Consider the following 24,141-nt stretch of genomic DNA (forward strand, 5'->3'; position numbering starts at 1 on the left):
GCTTGCTCTTCTAATGATTGATTTTGCAGGTGTAGCAAATGGCAGATGTCATAAAAGTTCTGGTTTCCTTTGGCGAAGTTCTCGACAAAATCACGATTCTTGAAATCAAGTCGGAACGTATCAAAGATGACGCGAAGCTTAAAAACGTCAAGCTGGAACTGAACGAGTTAAACGCAACATGGACCGATGCAGTCAGCGACCAGAGCGCCATCGCGCAACTTCGGCAGCAACTCAAGGCGGTCAATGAAGAACTTTGGGTGATTGAAGACGACATTCGCGACCAGGAGGCCGACCAGAATTTTGGTGCCCGCTTTATTGAATTGGCTCGGGCGGTTTATGTCACCAACGATAAGCGCGCGTCTTTGAAAAAAGACATCAACCTAGCGCTGGGATCGCGCTTTGTTGAAGAAAAGTCCTATCAGGATTACACCGCTCGCAAGTAACTGCTTCTCTCCAAAGTGACGCCCGGAGTCAGGCCCCGCGTTCTGGCTCCGGCCGCTTTGCCTGTGTCCACTTGTCCAGCATATCAGTGGCGTCTGTCACTTCAATCAACTCCATGGCGCCTTCACACTCTGCTTTTGTGCCCCATTGTGCCTTGCTCGTAGTTGTGTGTGCAAACGTTTGCAGCGCCTGTTCGTAACGATTAACGCACCAGAGTAATGAGTTATACGGCCCTGATCGCAGCGGGTTGCTGGCGGCATACAGGCCTAATACATCGGTGCCCATTGCGCTGGCGATATGCGCCGGGCCGGTATCCGGTGCGACAACAATATCTGCGCGGCTCAGCATTGCGGTAAGTTGCTTCAAGGTGTCCATGCCACAGATATTAATTGGCGTTTCCCGCATGGCTTGAACAATGGCCGCACAATAAGCAATCTCGAAAGGTGCGGGGCTGCCCACCAGCGTGACCTGCATGCCGCGCTGGCGAATCGCATAATCTGCTAACTGTGCGTAGCGCTCGGCCGGCCAGTTTCGCAGTTTGTGACTGGCGCAGGGGCTGATCACCATATTGGCGCGATCATTGGCAAGGTGGGTATTGGCAAAGGCGTAATCGCTTTCGGTCAGTGGAATCGTCCAGCGCGGCGGTGCTGGTTTTAATCCTAAGGGTTCCAAAAAACTGGCTAGGCAGTCGCGCACGTGCTGGCGCTGTGCCGGCGCGATACGGCGGTTGATGAACAAGCCGTGCAGGTCTTTGCTGCGTGCCTTGTCATACCCCACTCGGATCGGTGCAGAAATGCACGCTGCGGCAAGATTGGCGCGCAGGGCAACTTGCATGTGTAACAAGGCATCAAACTTGCGGCCCTTCAGTTGTTTATACAGGCCTGCATAGGCGCTGCGTCCGGTTTTTTTGTCGAAAACAATGAACTCTACGCCGGGTAAATCGCCAATCAGTCTGGATTCTATTTTGCCAATGACCCAGGTGATGCTGACGCCCGGAATCTGTTCCTGCAGGCTGAGCACAACCGGGATCACATGAGTGATATCGCCAATGGCGGAAAGCCGGAGAATGCAGATTGATTTCATCGAATGAATATCCGTTGATGCCCTACAAAACAGTTGGTGGAGCTTTGCGGCGGTTCGTTGATAAACTAAATGTTATTCTATCTTACTTGCCAGCCAAGGTCGCGACGGCCTTAAGGCTGGGTAAAGAGCTGTTGGCAACTGCGGGGTTTCATGGCTGAAGTTGAAGTGTTCAAGCGGGAAATGCAGCGTGTATTACTGACTCATCCCAAACTGACTCACGGAGTGACATTTGACTGGTTTGACCCTGCACACTGGGGCAATTGCGCCCGGCTTGTGGACAGCGGAGGACGAGGTGGCGCCTGGTTTCTTGACGCCAATGGCGGCGACTATGTTTTGCGAGAATACCGGCGTGGTGGTTTGGTATCACGGCTATCCCGCTGTACTTATGCCTTTGCCGGCGAAGATCGGGTGCGATCCATAATGGAGTTTCGCATGCTGATGCGGTTATCGGCACTGGGCTTTCCAGTGCCAAGACCAATCGCCGCCTATTATCGGAAATTGCCAGTTCTGCGTTATCAGGCGGCGATCATCGTCGAGCGTATCGCAGACACAGCTCCGTTGGCGGACTTGATTGATACCCGTTTGGATGCCGACTGGCGCCGGTTGGGGCAGCTTGTACGGCGCTTCCATGATGCCGGTGTGCGACACGCAGACCTGAATTGCTTTAACGTACTGGTGCGTGGTGACGAGTTCTTCCTGATTGATTTTGACAAGGGGTGTATCATGCCGCCCAATAGCTCGCACGGCTGGAAAAATAGCAATCTCAAACGCTTTGCCCGCTCCATTAAAAAAATCGCCGGTGAGCAGGTATTGAATAAGGTCTGGAGTACATTTGAGCATGGCTATAACGGGAGTGTTACCGCGTGACTGACGAACAAAAACAACCGAAAGCGCTGCCGGCCGTTTTGTGTTTGACCGATGCCTGCGACCGTCCTGAAACCGAGCTATTTATCGGACTCAAGCGTGCCGGTTTTGATGTGGATGTGATGTGTAATCCCGAGGGCCGAAATTATCAGCGTCTGGTTGATGAAGAAATGGTCGCTCAGCCGATGGCTTTAAAAAGCCGCTTCGATAAAAACGGCATAGCCGCTATTCAGAAACAGTTAAACACCAAAAACTACAACATCATTCATGCCTACAACCCCCGTGCGCTAGCCTGTGGACTGCGAGCATCGAGGGGCACCGATATTAAAGTGGTGGCCTACCGGGGCATCATTGGCAACGTCAGTTTTTTAAATCCCGAGTCCTGGATTACTTTCCTGCATCCCCGGGTCAGCAAAATTGTGTGCGTGGCCGATGCCATCAAAGACTTTTTTTCCAGCCTGAAATTTCTATGGCTGCGAGTGCCTGCCAGCAAGCTGATCCGTATTTACAAAGGGCATGACCTGAGCTGGTACCAGGCCGAGCCGGCGGACCTGACAAAGTTTGGCGTTCCTGCCGGAGCTTTCGTGGTGTGCAGCACCGGGCGAAACAACCCGCGAAAAGGTTACGATATTCTGATCGACGCCGTCAGTAAGCTGCCGGCGGATGTACAGGTACACCTCGTACTGGTGGGTGATGCCATCGACAACGCCGAGTTGCAGGCCCAAGTCAGCCAGTCAGCGCACCCGGACCGTATTCATTTTACGGGCTATCGTAATGATGCCCCGGCCATTGCCGCTGCCAGCGATGTGTTTGTGTTGCCATCCACCGAGCGCGAAGGGCTGCCAAGAGCGGTAATTGAAGCTATGGCCTACGGTGTCGCGCCCATTGTCACCAATGTTGGTGGCATGCCCGAGTTAGTGGAAAAGGGTGTTAGCGGACTTGTGGTTCCGCCAAAAGATGCTGCGGCCCTCGGCGCAGCCATAGAGCAGCTCTACCGCAACCCGGAGTTAACAAAACAGTTTGGGCAAGCCGCTCAGGCGCGTATCGAAAACCATTTTCATACCTCGCAAACCGTGCGTGAAACATCGGAGCTATACCGCTCCCTGGTAGGCAGCCACTGAATGCGCCGATATCTGTTTTTTGTTAATCAGCCTTATTCCTACTCTATTATGCGCCCGCTGCAGGATGAAATACGCCGCCGTGGCGACGAGGCCGCCTGGTTTGTGGCTGGCTGTTCGGCCCAACCGTTGCGCCCAGATGAGCTTCATTTGCAAACTGTCGCAGACGTGATGGCTTACCAGGCCATAGCAACGTTTGTGCCGGGTGACTGGGTACCCTATTTCTTCCCTGGTATCAAAGTTGAGGTGTTCCACGGCATGGCGCGCAACAAGCGTGGTCACAGCAGTGAAGGCGAAAGTGACCATTACCGCATAAGGGGCTGGTTTGATCTGTATTGCACGCACGCAGTCAGCGATACCGCAAAATTTCAGGCACTGGCGCAGCAGCACCAGCATTTTGCCGTAGCCCATACCGGCTGGCCAAAACTAGACCCTTTGATGTCAAAGCCTGTCGCAGGCCGGCGTAAACGCGCTTATGGCGAGCTACCAGTGGTGTTTTTCGCCTCTACGTTCAGCCGTTCGGTAACCGCAGCGCCGGCGTTGGTGGATAAAATTGCCGAGCTGGCTGCAAGTGGTCGCTGGCAGTTCATAGTGACGCTGCATCCGAAAATGGACACTGCAGTGGTGCAGCAGTACCGCAGTCTGGCCGGAGAAAACCTGAGGTTTGTAGAAAGTGAAGAAGATCTGCTGCCGATTCTGGCTCAGGCGGATGTAATGCTGTGTGACACCTCATCCATCATGTTTGAATTTATGTTTTTGGATCGTCCGGTTGTTACTTTCAGAACAAAGATGCCGGGGCCTTATCTGATCGATGTCGATGCCGTTGAAGAGCTGGAACCTGCGCTGGTCAAAGCCATGGATTACCCCGATGCGCTGATGAGCGCTGCGCGCAGCCTCTGTGACGATTTACACAGTTTCCGTGATGGCGCCTCAAGCGCGCGGGTGCTGGATGCGGTGGACGATTTTATAACTAATAAAAAACCCGGAATGAACAGTAAGCCTTTTAATTTCATTAGAAAAATTAAGGTTAGGCGGCGTTTGCGCCGGGAGCTGAGAAAACGGCTATAACATTACTATACTTGCGGTTCTGATCTTGTGTCTTGATTGTTGCGGTTACGGGGTTTAGTTAAACACCCTGATAATCTTTTTAAATGTTACCACTTTTATAGTCCCTCGCGAGTTTATTGACCTGCCGTCGCAGCTTTTCAGTTATTTCCGCTACTTTTTTATCGGAACTCATGTTTGTTTCTGCTTTCGTGTCGATGGCTATTAATGCCTGAACCAACCGCTTTACATCGGTACTGGATGCTTTTCTAAATGATACCGGTAAGTTTTTCCACTTTTCGTTTTTTGAAATGAATTTTAGAGAATTCTTTTTTATATAATTTTCTAAGGATCGTTGGAGTGGTTGTCGTTTTTGATAAACCATAGGAAGTGTATGTAACTCGAGGTTTATTTTTAGTGCCTCACTCCAGTCCAACCATTTTTCTTCATTGAAGTTGGGGGCGAATCGTGTTCCGATCCAAGGTATGCGGAATGCATCGGCTGCTATGGCTCCGTGCATGGCTTCGGAGATTACTTTTTTGCAGGAGCGAACCTCTGAAATAAAGGTATCGACAGGTTGGCGCGTTGAAATTAATTTCAAGCCTGCTGCGTCGCAAATGGTCTCCCAGTCAATGTACTGCTCACTTCTATGATGCGGTATGAATGCTGTTTTGAAACTGCTCTCTACTGGATTGAGCTGCAAGGCCCTTAGTAGATATGCGCCGTCACCAACCACAAAATCTTCCGAGATGCCAAGCGTCTTTGCGGTTCTTGGACCACGCACACCATAAATCACGGTTCTACTGTCTAGCACTGCGTGATCCCGCTCCCACGCACCTGATGAGAATATGACAATTTTTTTTGCTTTAGACAGTGTTTTATTAAACCGCTTTGAAGTAAGCAAAGTGCCAATCCCAACCAGGTAAATGTTATCCGATGGGTCAAGGCAATCCCCAAGCAACTTTGGCCATAACCATTCATTGAGGTCATCGCCAAAATTAAAGTCGTCATTACGGCAGTACTCAATAATCATTCTATTTCTCTGTGATCGCTCTATAAAGAAAAAATCTCGTTCATAACTGCCTGTTTTTCAAAAGGCTATCTTTGCGAGAAAGAGTCCATAGGCCAACGTATTTGTTAAAGGTTACCTGGGCATAGGTAACAGCTGTCAAGTAACCGACTGCTCCGTCAAGAAACCCGAAACGTACAAAATATACTTGAATAAAAGTCAGTATTCCTCTCAAAGTTGGATAAATCATTGTCCGGGTTTTTTTACCACGCCGGTGTTTCTCCAAAGACCCAAGCCAGGCATATTTAGCACTTTTCTCCAGTGAGTGACCAAAGTCGCGATGGGTGTAGTGGGTAAGCCGGCCGCACAATGTTCTGGTTTTTCGGCCTTTAGGGATCAGAATACGTTCGTGTACCAGTGCGTCGGAAAAACGTACGCCTTCTCGGCGGAACAGTCTTAGTGGCGCTCGTCCGCTGCGGCCAAAATCCAGGCGCGTGCCGTAAATAGTCACCGCCCAGGGTAGTTTGTAGGCGTCTGCATCGGGCGCCGCGAGCCGGTGGTTAATTTCACGGCCCAACTCCGGGCTGATGCGCTCATCGGCATCCAGAGACAATACCCAGTCACCGGTTGCTTTTTCTAGAGCTCGTTGTTTTTGAACGCCAAATCCTGGCCAGTCTGTCACTTCTACGATATCCGCATATTGCTTTGCAATCTCTACCGTTCTGTCGGTGCTGCCGCTATCAAGAACGATAATTTCATCCGCCACAAGCCGCGCTGACTGCAGGCAGTCGGCAATATGATGTTCTTCGTTTTTGGTAATGATGGTCGCCGACACTTTTACCGATCGTCGGCCGGTATACGATGCGCCAAGTTCTTGGAACAGTGCAGCGGCGACACCCGAAATCGACAGCAGATAAAAGGTCAAAAACAGCGTGCGGTTGAACGTGGCTTCGGTCAATCCAAACAGGAAATAGCCGGCACTGATCATGGTGCCGGTCACCGCTAGGTGAGCGCTCGGCTTGTGCGTGCTGAACAGATGTCGGCCGAACAGTGTCAGCGGTATCAATAACAGAAGCGCCCAGCTTAGAATTCCCGGAATGCCGCTGGTGGCAGCGACATTGAAAAAGTCACTGTGGGCATGGCCGGTGCAGCATTGCAGCAGAACTTCCGGCGCCTGCCCTGATGCCACGGCGGCTTCTATGCCACGGCTGTAACCGCCAAGCCCTGCACCGGTCAGCGGATTTTCGCTGAACATCTGCCAGGCCTGGCCCCAGACTTCAAACCTGATGGAAATACCTGAGTCGGGATTGTTGTGCTGCATCAGGTTGCGGATGGAGCTTACCATGCGATCGTTGCTGACGAGAGCGCCGGCCAGAATAACGGGGATAACGACGGCCGCGACAATCCGCAGTCGCTTCCCAAACAGCGGTATTAACAGCAGCAAAAACACCGGTAGGGCAACAAGGTTGCTGCGGGTTTGCGAGAGCATGGCGACAAAAACGCTGGCAATACCCAAAAATAGCAGTAGAAAGCCCGCGGGTTGGCGCCGGGTATGCAAGAAGTAGATGCCGCCGGTTAGCGTTATCATGCCTCCCAAGAGCGCAATATTGCCAAAGCTGATGGGGTTTATTCCGCCTCCAAAACGACCAGTTAGCATCTGCCCCAGCGAACTATTATCGGAGATCATGGCCGCTGCCAGCAAAATTACCGTGGATGCCGATAGCAAAGCGGTGCTCGTGAACACCGTGGTTGCGCCAATGCGTGCGTAAGTAAGCGCCAGAAGCAGTGGCCATAGCAGAATGAAACGGGCGTGAGCACCGAGGGTTTTGCCACCCTCGTAACTAAAGCCTTCCAGGGCCCAGGAGGCTGTACTTATAAGAACAAAAAACCAGAAGGCAAAATGCAGCAACCGCAGTTCTTTGGGTTTGTCCCAGCCGTTGGCGTAAAGAGCCTTACGATAGCCGATTACCATACCCCCAATCGCAATAAGCAGCGTTGCACCCGCCAAAATGTCTGAAGACAAAAGGGATCCGCCAATGCCAAAGCAAAAAAGCAGAGCGACAAGCCATCGGCTAGGGGGTGTCATAGATTTATTCATCCAATATTAGGTGGTTAGCAAAGGCTTTTTATGTGCGGTTTTTAGCGTTTGTCGTTTGTCGTTTGTCGTTTTTAGCACACCTTGTCGGGGTTATAGGGGTTGATTTCCCCGGGTGGCCGATGTCTCAAACGCTTGTATTCCCATTGATACTGCGCCGGTATCTTGCGTATGCAATGCTCTATGGAGCGGTTCAGTGCTGTGGCGGCCTGCACCGGGTCTTTGCTGTCTATGTTTGGCTCTGTTTCGCGCACAACAATGCGAAAGCCCTCGGCGTTGTTGAGCCGTTCGGTATAGGTGATCAGCACTTTTGCACCAGTGCGTTGCATCAGTTTCGCAACCAGTGTCATGGTTTTAACCTCCATGCCGAAAAAGGGCGCAAAGGCGTTTCCAGCACCTCGGGGTGACTGGTCCGGAAGAATTCCGGCAACGCCGCCTTCCCGTAAAATGGAGGCTAGTCGTGCCAGCCCTCGGCGGTCGCCGCGCACCAGTTCCGAACCCAGGCGGCCGCGAACCCGAATCATGTAGTCCTCAAACTCTGCCATGTTCGGAGGGCTGTACAGAGCGGCCATTTTGTAGCGTGAAGAGAAGAATAGGCCTGCGAGTTCCCAATTCCCAAGGTGTGGTGCGAGCAGGATCAACCCACTGCCATCAGTCATTGCCTCGTTAATTAGCGCCAGGCCTTGCGTCTCTTTTATCAAATCAAGGCACTTTTCGACCGGCCACTCCCACATCAAGGGTACTTCGAGCATCGTCATTCCGGTGCTGGCCAATGAGGCTTTTGTTAGTTCGGCGCGTTCGGTCGACGTCAATTCTGGCAGGCAAATTGCCAAATTGGTTGCCGTGACGTCACGGGGCTGGGTTTGCAGCTTCCATAAGAACCACCCCACCATGCGGCCTAGCTTCTGGGCCGTGGCTAGTGACAAAGAGCCAGCGATGCCAAGCACACTGGTTATAAAAAAGTATTTCAGTTTTCTCATTTGCGCCCGTACCTATCTTCGTATCTCACAATGTCGTCTTCTCCGAGATAAGAGCCGGACTGCACTTCAATCAGCTCCAGATTGATGACGCCCGGATTTTCCAGCGAATGAACCTGACCGACAGGAATGTAGGTGGATTGGTTTTCCGTAACAAGGTAGGTTTTTTCGCCGTTGGTCACTTTTGCCGTCCCACTGACCACAATCCAGTGTTCGGCTCGGTGGTGGTGCATTTGCACCGACAGCTTGGCCCCGGGTTTTACGGTAATCCGTTTAACCTGGTAGCGTTCGCCGCTGTCGATGGAGTCGTACACGCCCCAGGGCCGGTAAACTTCTCGATGATTCAGGTGCTCGAAGCGCCCGTCAGCTTGCAGCTGCGCCACCAGTTTTTTTACATCCTGCACTTTGTCTTTATGGGCCACCAGCACCGCGTCTTTGGTTTCGATGATCACCAGGTCGTCTACGCCAAGGGTCGCCAGCAAACGGCTGTCGGCGCGTACCAGGGTGTTATGGGTGTCCAGAGTCATCACGTCGCCACTGGTACTGTTGCCGTGGGAATCTTTAGGGCTGACTTCCCACAGCGCAGACCAGGAACCGATATCGCTCCAACCAGCGTCTAGCGCCACAACCGCCGCAGCGTCGGTTTTTTCCATCACCGCGTAGTCTACCGATTCATTTGCGCATTCGGCGAAACGAGCTTCGTCAACACGGGTAAAATCAAAATCCTGGCTAACGTTTTCCATGGCTGCCTCGCAGGCGGCCAGAATATCCGGGCGATGTTTGCCCAGTTCTTCCAGATAGCGCCCTGCGCGGAACATGAACATACCGCTGTTCCACAGGTAGTTGCCGGACTTCAGATAGCTTTTGGCGGTGTCCATATCCGGCTTTTCAGCAAAGGCTTCGACCCTGTGGCCATGTTCATTGATTGCTTCGCCCTGGCAGATATAACCGTAGCCGGTTTCCGGATGCGTGGGCGTAATGCCAAACGTAACCAGCTTGTCTGCCAGTGCCAGGGTATTGGCCTGCTGAACACATCTTTGGAAGGCTGGCACGTTCTGAATAAGATGGTCGGCCGCCAAAACCAGCATGACAGGGTCTTCTTCGCCTTGCTGGCGAGCCTTTTGCAATTGCAGTGCGGCGAGCGCAATGGCCGGCGCTGTGTTGCGGCCGCAGGGCTCTAGTATAATATGGGCACCCTGAAAGCCCGCCTGACGCATTTGTTCGGCAGCAATGAAACGGTGTTGCTCATTGCAGATGATTAACGGCGGTTGCGCCGCTAGGCCATTGAGCCGGGCAACGGTGGATTGCAGCATCGACCACTTTGGGTCCGTCAGTTTCAGAAACTGCTTGGGATTCAGCTGGCGCGAAAGTGGCCAAAGTCGTGAGCCGGTACCGCCAGCCATAATGACGGGGTGAATCATGAGTTTACTCCGGGCCTGAGTTTGTGAAAGCTTTGGAAAAGCACCAACCTGAGGTGAAATACTTTACCATACTGGCATCGTAATAATGACCGGCCTGAGGCTTGAGTCGACTGCTTTAATGCCAGGAGCTGTGATGAAACTACCGCTATCCGTTTACTACATTACCCAGAACGAAGAGATGAGGCTCCCGGAGTCGCTGGCAAAGGTGATTGGCTGGGTTGATGAAGTCATTGTCGTGGACTCTGGCAGTACAGACAACACCAGGGATATTGTGAAATCGGCAGGTGCCCGGTTTGTGCACAATGATTGGTACGGCTTCGCGTGTCAGAAGGCGTATGCCGCAAGTCTTTGCCGCAACGACTGGGTACTGGATCTGGATGCTGATGAAATCCTGTCGGACGAACTTGTTGAAAATATAAAGGCGCTTTTCGAGGCACCCATCCCGGCTGACATAGCGGGCTTTAAAATGCGCTGGGTGTTGTCTCAACCGAACCCCGGGCACCCGTTCAGGCATGATAAAAGCAAGAAGATCCTGCGGCTATACAACCGGAAAAAGGCTGCAATTGAGGCGGAGAAAGATAGCAATAATGATCGGCCCCAAGTGAGGGAGGGGAAGGTAGAGTATCTAAAGGGAGATGTTCTCCACAGGACGCTTATATCGCTTGAACAGATGGAGAGAAAATACTGCCAGCTTTCATCAGAGCAAGCGCGGTATCTGGTGGCGAAAGGCCGAAAAATTTCCGCTGGCCGATTGTTTGTGGAATTCCCTCTCAAGTTTCTCAAATATTATCTGATTCACCGGCAGGTCATGAACGGCTGGTTTGGGCTCAGTGTTTCTATTACGGCTGCGAATAGAAATTTCATGAGGCTGGCCAAGGCAAAAGAGTTACAGATGCTGGCGGAGATAGATGGCCAGAGCCGCGCAGAAAAGTGATTTTAGGATAGACCAGAGATTGCGCAGAGCCACGGCGGGAATTGTGTGGTCAGTCCACGGATTTTTTGCCTAGAAGCTCATAATAAAAAGCTTCTGTCCGGCTTGCCATGGCCTCTAGGGTAAGCTCTCGGGAGGCACGCCCAAAGCATGCTTCCTGACTCTTCTTCAGGCCTCCCAGGCCGGCAAGTTGCACCGACAGGAGTGTCTGCAGCGCGTTCAGGCTGGTCGAGTCTGCCAGGCTTTCCGCAGGAAGAAGATCAAGCGCACCGTTGACCGGCGTTGACAGCACAGGACACCTTGCAAGTAACGCTTCAACCAGTGCATAAGGGAAACCCTCGCGCTCAGAACTGATTACGCAGACCGACGCTTGTTGCAGCCAGGCCGCAGGGTTGTCTTCGTAACCGGGTAGTTTTATGAACGTTTCAGCGCCAAGGCGTTGTACCTGCGCCTTCAATAGATCCATCCTGGAGCCATCGCCCAGAATGTAAAGTGGCAGTGGCGGTTTGAGCGCGGCCCACGCAGAAATCAGGTTGTCGAACTGCTTGACTGGCTCAAGGCGACCTATAGCCAGCGCAAAGGCTTGGACATCAGGAATCGCATTGGTTGTTCTAGCTCCGTCGTTCTGAGGCTTTACGCCGTTGTATATCAGCTTTGTATTGGCGTGCGAAAGGCGCTGATAGATCCCGGTACTGACGGCAATTACCCCGTCAAGCTTGCAGAAATCCTTATGGCTGGTTTTTGTCCCGTGGATAGTGCCCACCGTTATGTTTCCGTGTCTTCCCGTTCCAGACAGCAGTGCGGCAGCTTTATTGCCTTGGGCGTGGAGTACATCGGGTGACAGCTTGCGAATAATTTGCCTTAAACGCAGCTTAAGCAAGGGGTTCCGTCTTCCCCATTGAACCGGTAAAGGGTGGAAATTAACCCTGTGTGAAAAGCGTTGTCTGTAATCAGGGTGAGCAAGAACATGGACTTTATGGCCGCAGCGCGCAAGTTCCTCCGAAAGGTCGGCTGTATGCTTCTCCATGCCTCCCCAATTGCTTCCCGAAGTGGCGATTAGCTGAACGACGGTGAGATGGTCTGGTGCGCTCATGATGACGGGGGCGCTTTGCCAAGAACTTTGCGGTAGACCTCTAGTGTCGACTCTGTTTGCGCCTGAAGACGAAACCTGAAAGGGATCTCGATATTCGATGTTTTATCGTTCAACAGCCTGAGTGCAACCCGGGCGAATTCCCGGGTGTCATCGGGAGTTACAAGTCCGTCACGGAAGCATGCCTGTAATGTTTCGGCAGCACCACCGCGGTTGAATGCGGCAACCGGCGTGCCGGACGCCAGTGCTTCGGTAACCGTACGGCCGAAGGGTTCGGGTTTGGTGGACAGATGACACACTAGGTCTGCTAGCTGGTACAACTCAGCCATATCGCTGCGCTGGCCCAGAAAGCTGACGTGTTGCTGCAGGCCAAGCTCGGCACGGCGCTGGGTAAGTTCTTCCATAAAGTGTTTCTTACCCGGTTCGGCTCCGCCCACCACAATACCGTGGTAAGGCCGTTCGTTTGCTCCAACAGGGGTGTTATGAACCAGCTCAGCCATCACGTCTAAAAATTGTAACTGTCCTTTCCAACGGGTAATTCGCCCCGGCATCATTAGGATGCGTTTATCACTGAGCTGGGGATAGTTTTGTAACAAATCCTGGCGCCACTGCTCGGAAGGCAGACGCTTGCGGAAATAGTTCACGTCGACACCGCGCTGAATCACGGTAATCTTTTGCTCGGGCACAGAAAAATTGTCGATTACGTAGTCTTTTACGCAGTTCGACACCGCAATAATATGATCTGCTTTGGTCATCACCGCGCTGTAGGGGCTTACCGAATACATTCCATGGAAGCTGGTAACAATGGCCGGGCGCAATTGTTTGTCCAGGGTTTTCAACGCCAGTTGAATAATCCAGGCGGGCATGCGCGAGCGCACGTGCACAATATCGGGTTGCACCTCTTTCAGTAGCCGCGCCATTGGCCAGATCTGGCCAAATGAGGCCAGTGATTTGCGGTGTATGGGCAGGGTGATGTGGGTGCTGCCCTCTTGCTCCAGCATATCCGCCAGAGGTCCGCCGCTAGACACAACATAGGAACTGTGGCCCAAGTGCGTTAGCTGTCTGGCGAATTCGACGGTACCCCGCTCTACACCGCCACTGTGCAGCGCTGGCAGCGCCTGAAGAATTTTCATCGTTAAAGCCCAGTTGGTAAAAAGTGTGTCATAACCCAGCGTGCCGCAGCGTCTGCCTGCCAGAATAGAATACGTGATCCGGGGCTAACGGTCATAACCTTGTAGTGGTCATCCCAGGTGGCCACCAGATGCTGCTCCTGCATGGCGGCCAGGCCCAGGGCAACGCGGCTGCGGCGCTTAGCTGGCAGCTGAAACACCCCGGTGGGTACGCCAGAGGTTGCCGCTTCGCACACCATCGACATGCTATCGGGGGTTATCCAGGCGCAACGGCTGTGCGCCAATGCGGTGCTGAGCCAGTTCTCACCGGTATCCTGCGGGGTCAAGACCTGAATTCGGCTGGTTTCAAGCGCAGCCAACGCCTGCTGGCAGCTGGCGGGCGTCCGCCGGGAGCTGCTGATGATCCAGCTCCATTTTGGGTAGTTGTGCAGTAACTCATGAATCTGGGCCATTATCGTGTCATCGCTCCAGAAAAAATGCGCCGACGGGCCACCCACCAGAATTAATCCGCGTGGCTGGGTGCTCGGTTCTGCAACAGGGGTGATGGCGTTGATCGCGCCTTGAGTCAGAAACAGGTTCGGGCCCGGTTTCACCCGGTCGTGTTGGGGGATGATGGCTCCACTTACCCAGCGCAGTGGGAAGCCCGGTTTCATCAGCACCAGTGTGCGCGCACCTTTAACCTTGCGCAGGGCCAACAGTAAGCGATGGGATCCGGAGCCGGCGGCGATGATCAGGTCTGGCTTTGGTAGAGCAGGGTCGAGCACGGGCGGCCGCCCCAGGAGTACTCGCCATAGTGGCGTCTTGACGGTGCTCACGTCTACCCAGTGCAGCGAGGCGCCAGCCAGCACCCGCAGGCGGTTGCCAAGGCCTTTGAGTTGGTTGCGGTGGCCCGGCTTGTTGTCGGTTAGCAGCCAGATAACCGGACAGGATGTGTTAGCGTTTGCGGCCATAGAAGCCTGGGTCATCTGGATCGGGTCGGGTTTTGAAACGACGGTGCATCCATAGGTACTGGTCCGGTGAACGTTTTATTTCCTGCTCTATGGTCTGGTTGATCGCGGTTGCGTCAACAAGGTCGTCGCCACTTGGAAAGTTCTCCAGAGCTGGATGAAAATAAATGTCGTAGCCCGGTTTGCCGCTGCGGCGAAAGTGGCTGAAGGGCACCACCTTGCAGCCACTGCGTTCGGCAATGCGGGAGGTGGCAGTAATGGTGCCGGTTGGTATCCCGAAAAAAGGCGCAAACACGATGTCTTTGCGGCCGTAATCCTGGTCGGTAGCGTACCAGACTGCGTGGTTCTGTTTCAGACTGCGAAACAGTCCACGCAAGTCGCGGGCGCCATGCACCATGCCGTAGCGGCGTTCACGGGCCCGGGTCATTATCGCGTTCACCAACGGGTTGTTATGGTCCCGCTGCATGACGCTTGATTCTATGAAATGGGTGGCAAGGCTGCCCCCCATTTCCAGAGTACTGTAGTGCCCGCCGACCAACAGCACGCCTTTGCCGCCCTCGAGTGCGCGCTCGAAGTTCTCCAGCCCATGTAGGGTGGTAATGGCTTTGAGTTTGGCGGTATCGCAAAACCAACACACCCCAATTTCCAGCAAGCCAATGCCATTGGCGATAAACGATTTTTTGACCAATTCGCGTTGCTGCTGCTCCGTGAGTTGCGGAAAACACAGGCGAATGTTGGTTTCAGTGATGCGCCGCCGGCTGCTACTCAGGCGTAAAACCAGACGGCCCAGGCTGGAGCCGAGCCACCACTGCACGCGTAAGGGCAGCTGCGCTACCAGCCACATAAAAGACATGGCAGCCCAGGTAGGCCACCAGCGTGGGTGACGATACGCACTCAAGTCAGTATTTCGCGGTTGTTTACGGTATTTATTCTTCACTAAGGTCAAACTCGCACGTCTTGGAAATTTTGGGTAAGCCAGAGCTCCAGCATACCCAGGCGCTAGCAATAGCGGGTGCCGCTGTTAAAGGCAAATCGCTGGTGTTTGGTCTATGATAGCGCACTGCCTTATTCGGAGCCCGCTGTGCTGCAATTTATCTATTCCCAACTGATCCGCCTGCTGCTGCCTTACATTTTTCTGCGCCTGTGGTGGGGCGGTCGCCATTCTCCGCGCTTGCGCCGTAACTGGGCCCAGCGTCTTGGCTTTGCGCCGGCGGTCAGCGCACCTGTTATCTGGGTGCACGCAGTGTCGGTAGGGGAGACGATTGCCGCGGCACCCATGATACGGCGACTTTTGGAACGTAATCCGGATGTTACCATTTTGATGACGGCGATGACCGACACCGGGCTAGCCCAAGCTCAGAAAATGTTTGGCAATAAGGTGCAATACGCTTACGTGCCTTACGATACACCAGGCGCGGTAAAGCGTTTTCTGGCGCGGGTTCAGCCAAGTATTCTGGTTATCATGGAAACGGAGATCTGGCCTAATCTAATCAGCCAGAGCCGTAAAGCGCGCGTGCCTGTGTTTTTGATCAACGCGCGCCTGTCGGAGCGTTCGGCGCGGGGTTATGAGCGCGTTCGAAGTTTGGCGAGACCCGTCATGCAGAGCATTAGCTGGGTGGCGGCGCAAGCTGAACAAGATGCAGCGCGGTTTCGTCGAATTGGCGTGGCTGCTGACAAAGTTGCCGTTACTGGCAGTGTGAAGTTTGACGTGGACATTGAACCGCGGGTACGTGAGCAGGCTCAGCAGTTGAAGGCGCAGTTTGGCGGTCGCCCTGTCTGGATCGCCGGTAGCACCCACGATGGTGAAAGTAGGCAGCTGCTTAAAGCCCACCGAAAACTACTGGCGGCTGTACCCAATGCACTGATGATTATTGTGCCGCGCCATCCCGAGCGTTTCGAGCTGGTCGCCAGCGCTGTTAAAAAGGCAGGTCTCAGCCTCGCTCGTCGATCGTTGAACGATAGCCCCGCTGCTGCTCAGGTGTATTTAGGCGATACCATGGGCGAATTGATGATGCTGTATGGCGCCAGTGATCTTGCTTTTATTGGCGGCTCGTTGATTGAGCGCGGCGGCCACAATCCTTTGGAACCGGCGGCCTGGGGGATAGGGGTGATCTCTGGCCCCCACGTATTCAACTTCGAGTCGATTTATGAGTGCCTGCAGGAGCACGACGGAGTAACCATCGTAAAGTCTGCTGGGGAGTTGTTGGTGTGCCTGACTCGGCTATTAAATAATCAACAGGCGTTGCACGAAAGCGGTCAGCGCGCTTTGGCGGTAGTGAAAAGTAATCGAGGCGCTTTGGACCGTGTGGTGGCCGGCATAAGCCAGCGGGTTTAGGCCCGCCGGCTGAAAAATACGGCTACTGGCTTACTGGCTCATTGTTTGGCTGTTTAAGGTTGTATCGTCGTTGGCCAGGGCTTCGATGCCCGGTGCGTTTGCGCTCAGCCAGTTGTTCAGCTCTACCAGGTCCTGCGGGCTTAGGGTGCCAGCTGATTGCTTGAGCCGTAACGAGTTCACCACGTAGTCGTAACGGGCGTTGGCGAAGTCTCGCAGCGCTACATAGTAAGCGCGCTCAGCATCCAGCACTTCAACAATGTTACGTGTGCCTACGTCATAACCGGCGCGGGTGGCGTCTAGCGCGCTGCGTCGCGATATAATGGTCTGGTTCAGGGCCGACGCGGTTTCAATATTGTTGTTGATGGTCAGGAAGCGGCTGCGGGTGTCTACGCGAACGTCACGGCGCACCGTGTTCAGCGACTCTTCTGCCACGGTTAGCAAAGAGCGCTGCTGGCGCACACCGGCCTGAATGCCGCCGCCGGAGTAAAGCGGAACGTTTAGTTGGAAGCCAATGACGCCCTGAGTGGTGGTGCCGTTGCGCTGCTGAGTTAACGGGCCGCTGCTATCGAGTCCGCCGATTTTTGACTTACCATAAGAGGCTTGAAAATCCACCGTTGGATAATGCCCTGCCTTGGCCGCTTTCAAAGTTTCCTCGCTGGCTTTCAGGTCAAACATGGCTGCCTGAATGGTCCAGTTCTGCTCCAGCGCGGTGGTTTCCCACAAATCCGGATTCATCGGCTCGGGCGGGTTCAGGGGGAAGTTCTGGCGCAGATTTTCAAGCTGCTCTGTGTATTCGCCAGTTAAACGAGCCAGTTGCTCGCGGGCGATGTTAAGACTGTTTTCCGCAGCAATTCTCTGGCTGCGGATGTCATCAAACGTGGCGCGGGCTTCAAGCACTTCGGTAATCGCAATCAAACCCACATCGAAGCGTTCCTGGGCCTGGTCATATTGGCGCTGTATAGCCGTTTCGGTGGCTCGCAGGGTGGTCACTGTATCTTGCGCCCGCAGTACGTCAAAATAGGCGGAGGCCACATCAAGAATCAGCTGCTGTTGGGCAAGATGGTACTGAGCGCGAGCCGAGTCGGTCTGGAATTTGCTGGCATCGTAGTTGAACCAGGCGTCAGCGCGAAACACCGGCTGGGTCAACTGCAGGCCAAGCCCCAGGGTTGTGTAGTCCACATTCTGTGACGGGCCATCGCTATCCGTATAATTAGCGTCGGCGGAGGCGCCAAGCTGCGGCAGCAATTTGCTACGGCTAATATCGCTGGCCGCCTGCCGGGCTTCAAAACTGGCGCGGGCAGACGCAATACCGGAGTCGTAGGAAAGTGCTTTTTCGTAGGTTTGAATCAGGTCCATGGCAAATACGGGCGACACCGCAAAAAGGCCGATAAGCCCGGATAGCAATTGTTTCTTCATTTCATCTCCTGAAAACCTGTGCGCTTGGGCGAGAGCCCGCTTGATGGCAAGCAAATCTGTATCCCTCATTATGGCCAATTATCGCCGCCAGCTCTACCGTTGTAGAAGGCATGTATTAGAGCGCGCCAGTCAATCCTCAAACCAGCTCCACACCGTACTTGCAATTCATGCAGGCCAGCGACTATCTTTCAGAACTGTTTTTAGCTTAGGGCAAACCATGACCAAACCGTTCCAGTTTCAAGCCAACAACGTCAGCGTCGAAAAGCGTGAAACCGTGTTTCAGGGTTTTTTCCGCATGGACAAACTGTGGCTAAGCCACCCGCGTTTTGACGGCCGCACTATGCCCACTTTCACCCGCGAGTTGTTTGTCCGTGGCGACGCCACTTGCGTGCTGCCTTATGATCCGCAGCGCGATCAAGTCGTATTAATAGAGCAGTTTCGCCTAGGGGCGATCGGGCGCAACCAGTCGCCCTGGCTGCTGGAATTGGTGGCGGGCATGAACGAAGAGGGCGAAAACCCGGAAGACGTGGCCCACCGTGAAGCCGACGAAGAAGCTGGCTTGAGTTTTAAACGCCTGGACCCTATTTGCAGTTACCTGGTGTCGCCCGGTGGCACCACCGAAATGATTTACCTGTATTATGGTGAAATCAACAGCGCAAACGCTGGCGGTCTGTTTGGCCTTGAATACGAAAATGAGGACATTCGCGCCCACGTTCTGGCTGCTGAAGACGCCATAGCGATGATCAAGGACGGTCGTATCAACAACGCCGCCGCCATTATTGCTTTGCAATGGCTGGAGCTGAATCGCCCGCGCCTGCGGGAAGGTATGAATCGATGAATCAGTGGACCATGAAGCCCAAGCGCTACGTGCCAGATCTGCGGCAGCTGGGCGCCTTGGGTGATGGTAATTATCAAAGGCTGCATAAGCTGCGCCAGCTGGAAGCCGACGGTCAGCCCGTTGCAGAGTTTGAGCTTCACCGCGAACACCAGTACTTAGGCCGGGTGCGTATCGAAATTCTGCAAATCGCGCGCTTTACCGAAACTCTGCTGCTTGAGCAGGTGCACAACGCCGGGCGCTGGCTGAACAATCCGCAAATGACGGTGCGGGTGTATCACGACGCCAAGATGGCGGAAGTGATCAGTTGTTACCGTGACCGCCAGATTGCGCCGGTGAACGACTATCCCAATCGCTATATGCACCACCCCGATGAAAAAGCGCAGGTGAACAGTTTTTTGGCTGACTGGCTGGATTACTGCCTGCGTTTTGGCCACCTGCCAATGGAGCATGCGGTCTGGACATCGGGCGATTGTCAGAATTAATTCCGCCCAACCGTTTTGATAACCTGCTGAACCGCACAAAAACACGGTCTGAACTAGCCAGAATGTGACTTCTTTAGCATTCAGCAAAGGGTCTGCAAGCTCCGGGCAGCGTAAACTAGGGTTCACCCTTAACGACATGTTTGCCGGATCTGCCCGATGACGACTCAATCTTTGTTGCAAGAGCTGCGACCGCTAAGAGTTCTGCAGCTGACAGACCCCCACCTGAAAGCCGGCCGCGATGGTAAGTTGTTTGGCATGAACACTCGCGACAGTCTGGCCGCGGTGATTGATGACGTACTGAAACACTGCGGTCAGCCAGATTTGGTGCTGGCCACCGGTGATTTGGCACAGGATGGCAGCGTTGATGCCTACGAGGCATTGGCGCAGGCGCTGGCGAGATTTGATTGCGACAGCGTTTGGATTCCGGGTAACCACGACAATATCGAGCGGCTGTGGCCGGTTGCCCGCCGCTACCGTGCCGAGCGCAAACACCTGAAGCAGGGTGGCTGGCAGATTCTGATGCTGGACTCATCGGTCCCGCTCAAGGTGCACGGCGAGTTAACGCGGCAAGAGTTGGGCTGGCTAGAAGCAACCCTGGCAGCGAACCCCCGGTTGCCCGCGCTCATAGCTTTGCATCATCACCCAGTGGATATAACCGCCAACTGGATGGCCGACATCGGCCTGCACAATCGTGACGCTTTCTGGAAAATTATTAATCGCCACCCACAGGTCAGGGTGGTTACCTGGGGCCATATTCATCAGGAAGTGGACCGGCAGGAAAACGGCGTGCGCCTGTTGGGCACGCCCTCAACCTGTATTCAGTTTACCGCCGGCGCCCGTGAGTTCTCGGTTGAAGAGCGCCCGCCCGGGTATCGTTGGTTCGAGCTGGGCAGCGCCGGTGGGTTCACTACCAAGGTGCACCGGGCGCTGGATTTCAAGGTCGTACTGGATCGCGATGGCGGGGGCTACTAAGCTCCCATCTACTAAGTCACTATCTTATTGGGCCCTTGCCTACTAAATCCTTGTTTACTCCGCCCTATTTCAAGCGGCTTGCTCTGCCAGTTTCTGGCGCAGCTCTTTGGCGGCGTCTACCATGGCCCGCAGCGCTGGCTGCACTTCTTCCCAACGGCGGGTTTTCAGGCCGCAATCCGGGTTTACCCACAACCGCTGCGCCGGAATCCGTTCTGCTGCCTTGTTCATCAAGCCGGTAATCTGATCGACCCGCGGAATGTTCGGGGAGTGAATGTCGTAAACACCAGGACCAATGTCGTTAGGGTAGTCAAAGTTCTTGAAAGCGTTCAGCAGTTCCATGTCAGAACGCGATGTTTCAATGGTAATTACGTCGGCGTCCATGCGGGCGATGGCAGCAATAATGTCGTTGAACTCCGAATAGCACATGTGGGTGTGAATCTGGGTTTGATCACTCACGCCGTTAGCGGTTATGCGGAAAGCGTCTACCGCCCATTGAAGATAGCTGTCCCAATCGGTCTGGCGTAATGGCAGGCCTTCGCGCAGCGCGGCTTCATCAATCTGGATAATCTTCACGCCATCTGCCTCCAAATCTTGTACTTCCTCGCGAATGGCCAGCGCCAGCTGCAAACACGTGTCACGGCGGGGTTGATCGTCGCGCACAAAGGACCAGTTCAGAATGGTGACCGGGCCGGTCAGCATGCCTTTAAGCGGCTTGCTGGTAAGCGACTGGGCGTAGTTTATCCAGTCTATCGTCATCGCTTTTGGCCGCGAGATATCGCCGAACAGAATCGGTGGCTTCACACAGCGGGAACCATAAGACTGCACCCAACCGAAACGACTGAAGACATAGCCCTCCAGCTGTTCGCCAAAATACTCCACCATGTCATTGCGCTCGGCTTCACCATGCACCAGTACATCCAGTCCCAATTCTTCCTGCTGGCGGACACAGTGGGCGATTTCCTCGCGAATGCGCTCCTGGTAAGCGGCGGCGTCCAGCTCACCCTTGCGAAATTGCAGTCGGGTTTGGCGAATCTCAGCGGTTTGCGGAAAAGATCCGATGGTGGTGGTTGGAAAGGCCGGCAGATTCAAGTGCTGCTGTTGCAGCACAATGCGCTTGTCGAACGGGCTCTTGCGCTGGCCTAGTTCGGGCGTGATCGCCGCCACCGATGAGGCCACGTTTGGGTTGTGCACCCGCGGTGACCGGCGCCGGCTGGCCAGCGCTTCAGCGTTGGCGCTAAGTTCTGCAGCAACGGTGTCGCGGCCGTGGGTCAAGGCCCGGGCCAGCAAGTTCAGTTCTTCCAGTTTCTGTTGGGCGAAGGCCAGCCAGTTGTGTACTTCGGCATCAAGCTCGGTTTCTTGGGCAAGGTCCACCGGCACGTGCAGCAGTGAACAGGAAGGCGCTAGCCATAGCCTGTCACCCAGTTTCTGTTGTATTGGCTCCAGCCAGTCCAGTGTTGCTGTCAGGTCGGTTTTCCAGATGTTGCGACCGCTGATGATTCCCAGCGACAGCACTTTGTGGCTTGGCAACCAGTCAACCAGGCGTTGAACTTCCGCCGGTGCACTAACGGCGTCCAGGTGCAGGCCCGCCACTGGCAGTTCGCAGGCCAACTGCAAATTCTCCCGCAGCTCACCAAAGTAGGTCGTCAGCAACAGTTTTACAGGTGCAGATTTTAGCCGGTGGTAAGTCAGAGTAATGGCATGGCGCCAGTCGCTGTTGAGTTCGGTGACCAGCGCCGGCTCGTCAATCTGTACCCAGCTGGCGCCATTGTCCGCCAGGGTTTGCAACAGTTGGCCGTACACCGGCAGCAGTTTGTCCAGCAGGTCCAGGCGGTCGCTGTCGTCTTTGCTTTTGCCCAGAAAAAGATACGATACCGGGCCAAGAATCACCGGTTTTGCGGCAACGCCTTGCGCGCGAGCCTCAGCCAGTTGTGCAACCAGGCGATCGGCGTTCAGACTAAATTCCGTGTCGGCGTGAAACTCTGGCACGATGTAGTGGTAGTTGGTGTCGAACCACTTGGTCATTTCGCCTGCGTGACACTCGTTCGTCTCACCGGCATGGACATGGGCAGGGCCGCAGGCGTTGTCGCTGGCCGAACGGCCGCGGGCCACGCGAAAGTAATGATCCAACTCGGTGCCGTCCGCGGCGCTGGCGCGCTCGGGCAAATTGCCGAGGGTAGCGCTCATGTCGAGCACTTGGTCGTATAAAGAAAAGTCTCCTACGGGTACCCAGCTCAGCCCCTGCACCTTTTGGCACTGCCAATGTTGGGTGCGTAAAGAGGCTGCCGCAGACTGCAACTCGTCTGCGCTGAGTTTGCCTTGCCAGAAAGCTTCCTGGGCAAGTTTCAGTTCGCGCTGGGCGCCAATGCGGGGAAAACCCAGGTTGTGGGTAATGGTCATATTTATCTCCGGAATAAAGCGTGTGTGTTGATTGCTATTGGTTATGAGCAATCAGATTACCGCTGAGGAGTTATGAAAAATAATGGTATTATTTCACGTATCCATGAATTTTATTCACGTTAGGCTGAGCTATGATTGAGCAGATCTGTGATTGAACGTAACCATCTGGAGGTTCTGCGGGCCGTCGAAGCGGGTGGCTCCTTGACCGCCGCCGCCGAGCGCTTGCACCTGACCCAGTCGGCGCTGAGTCATTCCATCCGTAAATTGGAGCAGCAGCTAGGCACCCCTTTATGGTTGCGCGAAGGTCGGCAACTGCAGCTGACCCAGGCGGGCAAATACCTGCTGGCTCTGGCGAATCGTTTGCTGCCGCAATTCGAGCATGCTGAATTGCAAATCGATCAGTTCGCCCGCGGCCAGGCAGGCACGCTGCGAATTGGTATGGAATGCCATCCCTGTTATCAGTGGCTGTTAAAAGTGGTGGGGCCTTATCTGGGGCACTGGCCCACGGTAGACGTAGACGTAAAGCAGAAATTTCAGTTTGGCGGTATTGGCGCGCTCTTTGGCCATGACATTGATCTGCTGGTAACGCCAGACCCGCTGCATCGGCCAGGCCTGGTGTTTGAACCGGTGTTCGATTACGAGCAGGTGCTGGTGGTCCACAGTGGCCATCGATTGGCACACAACGATTGGATCAGCGCGCAAGATCTGGAATCGGAAACTCTGATCACTTACCCGGTGGCGGTGGAGCGCCTGGATGTATACACACATCTGTTACTTCCGGCCAACATTCGCCCGGCGCGGCACAAAACCATCGAAACCACCGATATTATGTTGCAGATGGTCGCTGCCGGCCGCGGTGTAGCGGCTCTGCCTCGCTGGCTGGTGCAGGAATACCAGCAGCGTATGTCCATTGTGCCGGTACAGCTGGGCGAAACGGGCATCGGTAAACAGATCTTTCTGGGCTGTCGCGAGCGCGACCGCAATGTGGATTACCTCAGCGCGTTTCTGAAGCTGGCCACAGAGGTTCGCTGGCAGGGCATTGCGCCAGGCGTTTTATCAGGTGTCGTATTGACGAATTAGCCAGACGAGACGCCCCTTGTTCAGCTAAAATGCGGCCAATCCGTTACTAAAAACTTATTTTAACTTATCAGGATTCGACCATGAGCGATGTTCCCTCTGATTTGAAATACCTTGAAACCCACCAGTGGGTGCGGGTAGATAAAAGCGGCTTGGCCACCGTGGGCATAACCGATTTTGCCCAACAGCAGTTGGGCGACGTGGTTTATATTGGGGTTCCGGAGCTGGGCGCTACCGTAACCGGCGGCGAAGAAGCCGGCGTGGCGGAGTCCGTTAAATCTGCCTCAGACGTATTCAGCCCGGTGACTGGCGAAGTGGTCGAAATTAACGAGTTGTTAGAAGACGAGCCAGAAAAAGTGAACGAAGACCCTTACGGCGAAGGCTGGCTGTTTCGGGTGAAAATGACCGACGACGGCGAGCTTGATGGCCTGATGGATGCAGACACTTACAGCGACCTGGTCGCAGCGGAGTAAC

22 protein-coding genes are annotated in these 24,141 nt (G+C 54.3%); 11 read left to right on the top strand and 11 right to left on the bottom strand.

Features of this window, described 5'->3' with window-relative positions; translation table 11 throughout:
* Positions 1 to 38 precede the first annotated feature (38 nt).
* The gene (locus MRBBS_RS03080) at positions 39 to 443 is read left to right on the top strand and encodes a DUF6165 family protein (RefSeq protein WP_014869955.1); all 405 of its coding nucleotides are present in this window, start codon (positions 39 to 41) and stop codon (positions 441 to 443) included.
* Positions 444 to 471: 28 nt separating this feature from the next.
* Here the strand turns inward: MRBBS_RS03080 and MRBBS_RS03085 are convergent, their stop codons facing one another.
* Positions 472 to 1,524, bottom strand: a complete 1,053-nt coding sequence (locus MRBBS_RS03085) for a glycosyltransferase family 9 protein (protein WP_014869956.1) — start codon at positions 1,522 to 1,524, stop codon at positions 472 to 474.
* Between the two features lie 150 nt (positions 1,525 to 1,674).
* Between MRBBS_RS03085 and MRBBS_RS03090 the strand changes: the two genes are divergently transcribed.
* The 3 genes from MRBBS_RS03090 to MRBBS_RS03100 are packed head-to-tail and all read left to right on the top strand — an operon-like array spanning position 1,675 to position 4,574.
* The gene (locus MRBBS_RS03090) at positions 1,675 to 2,391 is read left to right on the top strand and encodes a 3-deoxy-D-manno-octulosonic acid kinase (RefSeq protein ID WP_014869957.1); all 717 of its coding nucleotides are present in this window, start codon (positions 1,675 to 1,677) and stop codon (positions 2,389 to 2,391) included.
* Positions 2,388 to 3,509 (top strand): glycosyltransferase family 4 protein, encoded by a 1,122-nt coding sequence (locus MRBBS_RS03095; RefSeq protein WP_014869958.1) that lies wholly within the window; start codon positions 2,388 to 2,390, stop codon positions 3,507 to 3,509. Before MRBBS_RS03090 ends, MRBBS_RS03095 begins: the two co-directional genes overlap by 4 nt.
* The gene (locus MRBBS_RS03100; protein WP_014869959.1) at positions 3,510 to 4,574 is read left to right on the top strand and encodes a CDP-glycerol--glycerophosphate glycerophosphotransferase; all 1,065 of its coding nucleotides are present in this window, start codon (positions 3,510 to 3,512) and stop codon (positions 4,572 to 4,574) included.
* A 79-nt stretch (positions 4,575 to 4,653) separates the two neighbouring features.
* On the opposite strand, the gene MRBBS_RS03105 is transcribed toward MRBBS_RS03100, so the two are convergent.
* The 4 genes from MRBBS_RS03105 to MRBBS_RS03120 all read right to left on the bottom strand — a co-directional run bounded on the left by MRBBS_RS03105 (position 4,654) and on the right by MRBBS_RS03120 (position 10,052).
* Positions 4,654 to 5,583, bottom strand: coding sequence for a polysaccharide pyruvyl transferase family protein (locus MRBBS_RS03105; protein WP_014869960.1), 930 nt, complete (start codon positions 5,581 to 5,583; stop codon positions 4,654 to 4,656).
* A 40-nt stretch (positions 5,584 to 5,623) separates the two neighbouring features.
* Positions 5,624 to 7,645 (bottom strand): O-antigen ligase family protein, encoded by a 2,022-nt coding sequence (locus tag MRBBS_RS03110; RefSeq protein ID WP_014869961.1) that lies wholly within the window; start codon positions 7,643 to 7,645, stop codon positions 5,624 to 5,626.
* An 83-nt stretch (positions 7,646 to 7,728) separates the two neighbouring features.
* Positions 7,729 to 8,634, bottom strand: a complete 906-nt coding sequence (locus tag MRBBS_RS03115) for a lysophospholipid acyltransferase family protein (protein ID WP_014869962.1) — start codon at positions 8,632 to 8,634, stop codon at positions 7,729 to 7,731.
* Positions 8,631 to 10,052, bottom strand: a complete 1,422-nt coding sequence (locus MRBBS_RS03120; RefSeq protein ID WP_014869963.1) for a mannose-1-phosphate guanylyltransferase/mannose-6-phosphate isomerase — start codon at positions 10,050 to 10,052, stop codon at positions 8,631 to 8,633. Before MRBBS_RS03120 ends, MRBBS_RS03115 begins: the two co-directional genes overlap by 4 nt.
* A gap of 133 nt (positions 10,053 to 10,185) precedes the next feature.
* Between MRBBS_RS03120 and MRBBS_RS03125 the strand changes: the two genes are divergently transcribed.
* Entirely contained in the window at positions 10,186 to 10,986 is an 801-nt protein-coding gene (locus tag MRBBS_RS03125) for a glycosyltransferase family 2 protein (RefSeq protein WP_014869964.1), read from the top strand.
* Between the two features lie 49 nt (positions 10,987 to 11,035).
* Here MRBBS_RS03125 and MRBBS_RS03130 read toward each other — a convergent pair whose 3' ends face one another.
* The 4 genes from MRBBS_RS03130 to lpxL are packed head-to-tail and all read right to left on the bottom strand — an operon-like array spanning position 11,036 to position 15,087.
* On the bottom strand, positions 11,036 to 12,076 hold the full coding sequence (locus tag MRBBS_RS03130) for a glycosyltransferase (RefSeq protein WP_041635049.1): 1,041 nt from the start codon (positions 12,074 to 12,076) through the stop codon (positions 11,036 to 11,038).
* A complete protein-coding gene (locus MRBBS_RS03135; protein WP_014869966.1) occupies positions 12,073 to 13,206 on the bottom strand; it encodes a glycosyltransferase family 4 protein in 1,134 nt (377 codons plus the stop codon). Before MRBBS_RS03135 ends, MRBBS_RS03130 begins: the two co-directional genes overlap by 4 nt.
* Before the next feature lie 2 nt (positions 13,207 to 13,208).
* A complete protein-coding gene (locus tag MRBBS_RS03140; RefSeq protein ID WP_014869967.1) occupies positions 13,209 to 14,153 on the bottom strand; it encodes a mitochondrial fission ELM1 family protein in 945 nt (314 codons plus the stop codon).
* On the bottom strand, positions 14,137 to 15,087 hold the full coding sequence (gene lpxL / locus MRBBS_RS03145) for an LpxL/LpxP family Kdo(2)-lipid IV(A) lauroyl/palmitoleoyl acyltransferase (protein WP_083847096.1): 951 nt from the start codon (positions 15,085 to 15,087) through the stop codon (positions 14,137 to 14,139). The genes MRBBS_RS03140 and lpxL overlap by 17 nt, the downstream gene beginning before the upstream one ends.
* Positions 15,088 to 15,231: 144 nt before the next feature.
* On the opposite strand from lpxL, the gene waaA reads away from it, so the two are divergent.
* A complete protein-coding gene (gene waaA, locus MRBBS_RS03150; protein WP_014869970.1) occupies positions 15,232 to 16,485 on the top strand; it encodes a lipid IV(A) 3-deoxy-D-manno-octulosonic acid transferase in 1,254 nt (417 codons plus the stop codon).
* A 30-nt stretch (positions 16,486 to 16,515) separates the two neighbouring features.
* Here waaA and MRBBS_RS03155 read toward each other — a convergent pair whose 3' ends face one another.
* The gene (locus MRBBS_RS03155; RefSeq protein WP_014869971.1) at positions 16,516 to 17,901 is read right to left on the bottom strand and encodes a TolC family outer membrane protein; all 1,386 of its coding nucleotides are present in this window, start codon (positions 17,899 to 17,901) and stop codon (positions 16,516 to 16,518) included.
* A 217-nt stretch (positions 17,902 to 18,118) separates the two neighbouring features.
* Between MRBBS_RS03155 and MRBBS_RS03160 the strand changes: the two genes are divergently transcribed.
* The 3 genes from MRBBS_RS03160 to cpdA all read left to right on the top strand — a co-directional run bounded on the left by MRBBS_RS03160 (position 18,119) and on the right by cpdA (position 20,193).
* A complete protein-coding gene (locus MRBBS_RS03160; RefSeq protein ID WP_014869972.1) occupies positions 18,119 to 18,739 on the top strand; it encodes an NUDIX domain-containing protein in 621 nt (206 codons plus the stop codon).
* Positions 18,736 to 19,221 carry a DUF1249 domain-containing protein gene (locus MRBBS_RS03165; protein WP_014869973.1) on the top strand — a complete coding sequence of 162 codons (486 nt, stop codon included), beginning with the start codon at positions 18,736 to 18,738 and terminating at the stop codon, positions 19,219 to 19,221. The genes MRBBS_RS03160 and MRBBS_RS03165 overlap by 4 nt, the downstream gene beginning before the upstream one ends.
* Before the next feature lie 156 nt (positions 19,222 to 19,377).
* Complete coding sequence (gene cpdA, locus MRBBS_RS03170; protein ID WP_014869974.1) at positions 19,378 to 20,193, top strand: 3',5'-cyclic-AMP phosphodiesterase; 816 nt, start codon at positions 19,378 to 19,380, stop codon at positions 20,191 to 20,193.
* A 69-nt stretch (positions 20,194 to 20,262) separates the two neighbouring features.
* Here cpdA and metE read toward each other — a convergent pair whose 3' ends face one another.
* On the bottom strand, positions 20,263 to 22,590 hold the full coding sequence (metE, locus tag MRBBS_RS03175; RefSeq protein WP_014869975.1) for a 5-methyltetrahydropteroyltriglutamate--homocysteine S-methyltransferase: 2,328 nt from the start codon (positions 22,588 to 22,590) through the stop codon (positions 20,263 to 20,265).
* 147 nt (positions 22,591 to 22,737) lie between these two features.
* On the opposite strand from metE, the gene MRBBS_RS03180 reads away from it, so the two are divergent.
* Together MRBBS_RS03180 and gcvH are read left to right on the top strand one after the other, a co-directional pair.
* Positions 22,738 to 23,670, top strand: coding sequence for a LysR family transcriptional regulator (locus MRBBS_RS03180; protein WP_014869976.1), 933 nt, complete (start codon positions 22,738 to 22,740; stop codon positions 23,668 to 23,670).
* Positions 23,671 to 23,750: 80 nt separating this feature from the next.
* Positions 23,751 to 24,140: a glycine cleavage system protein GcvH gene (gcvH, locus tag MRBBS_RS03185; protein WP_014869977.1), complete on the top strand. Its 390-nt coding sequence runs from the start codon at positions 23,751 to 23,753 to the stop codon at positions 24,138 to 24,140.
* Position 24,141 lies beyond the last annotated feature (1 nt).

Origin of the sequence: Marinobacter sp. BSs20148 (assembly GCF_000283275.1) — a bacterium.
Classification (GTDB): Bacteria; Pseudomonadota; Gammaproteobacteria; order Pseudomonadales; family Oleiphilaceae; genus Marinobacter; species Marinobacter psychrophilus.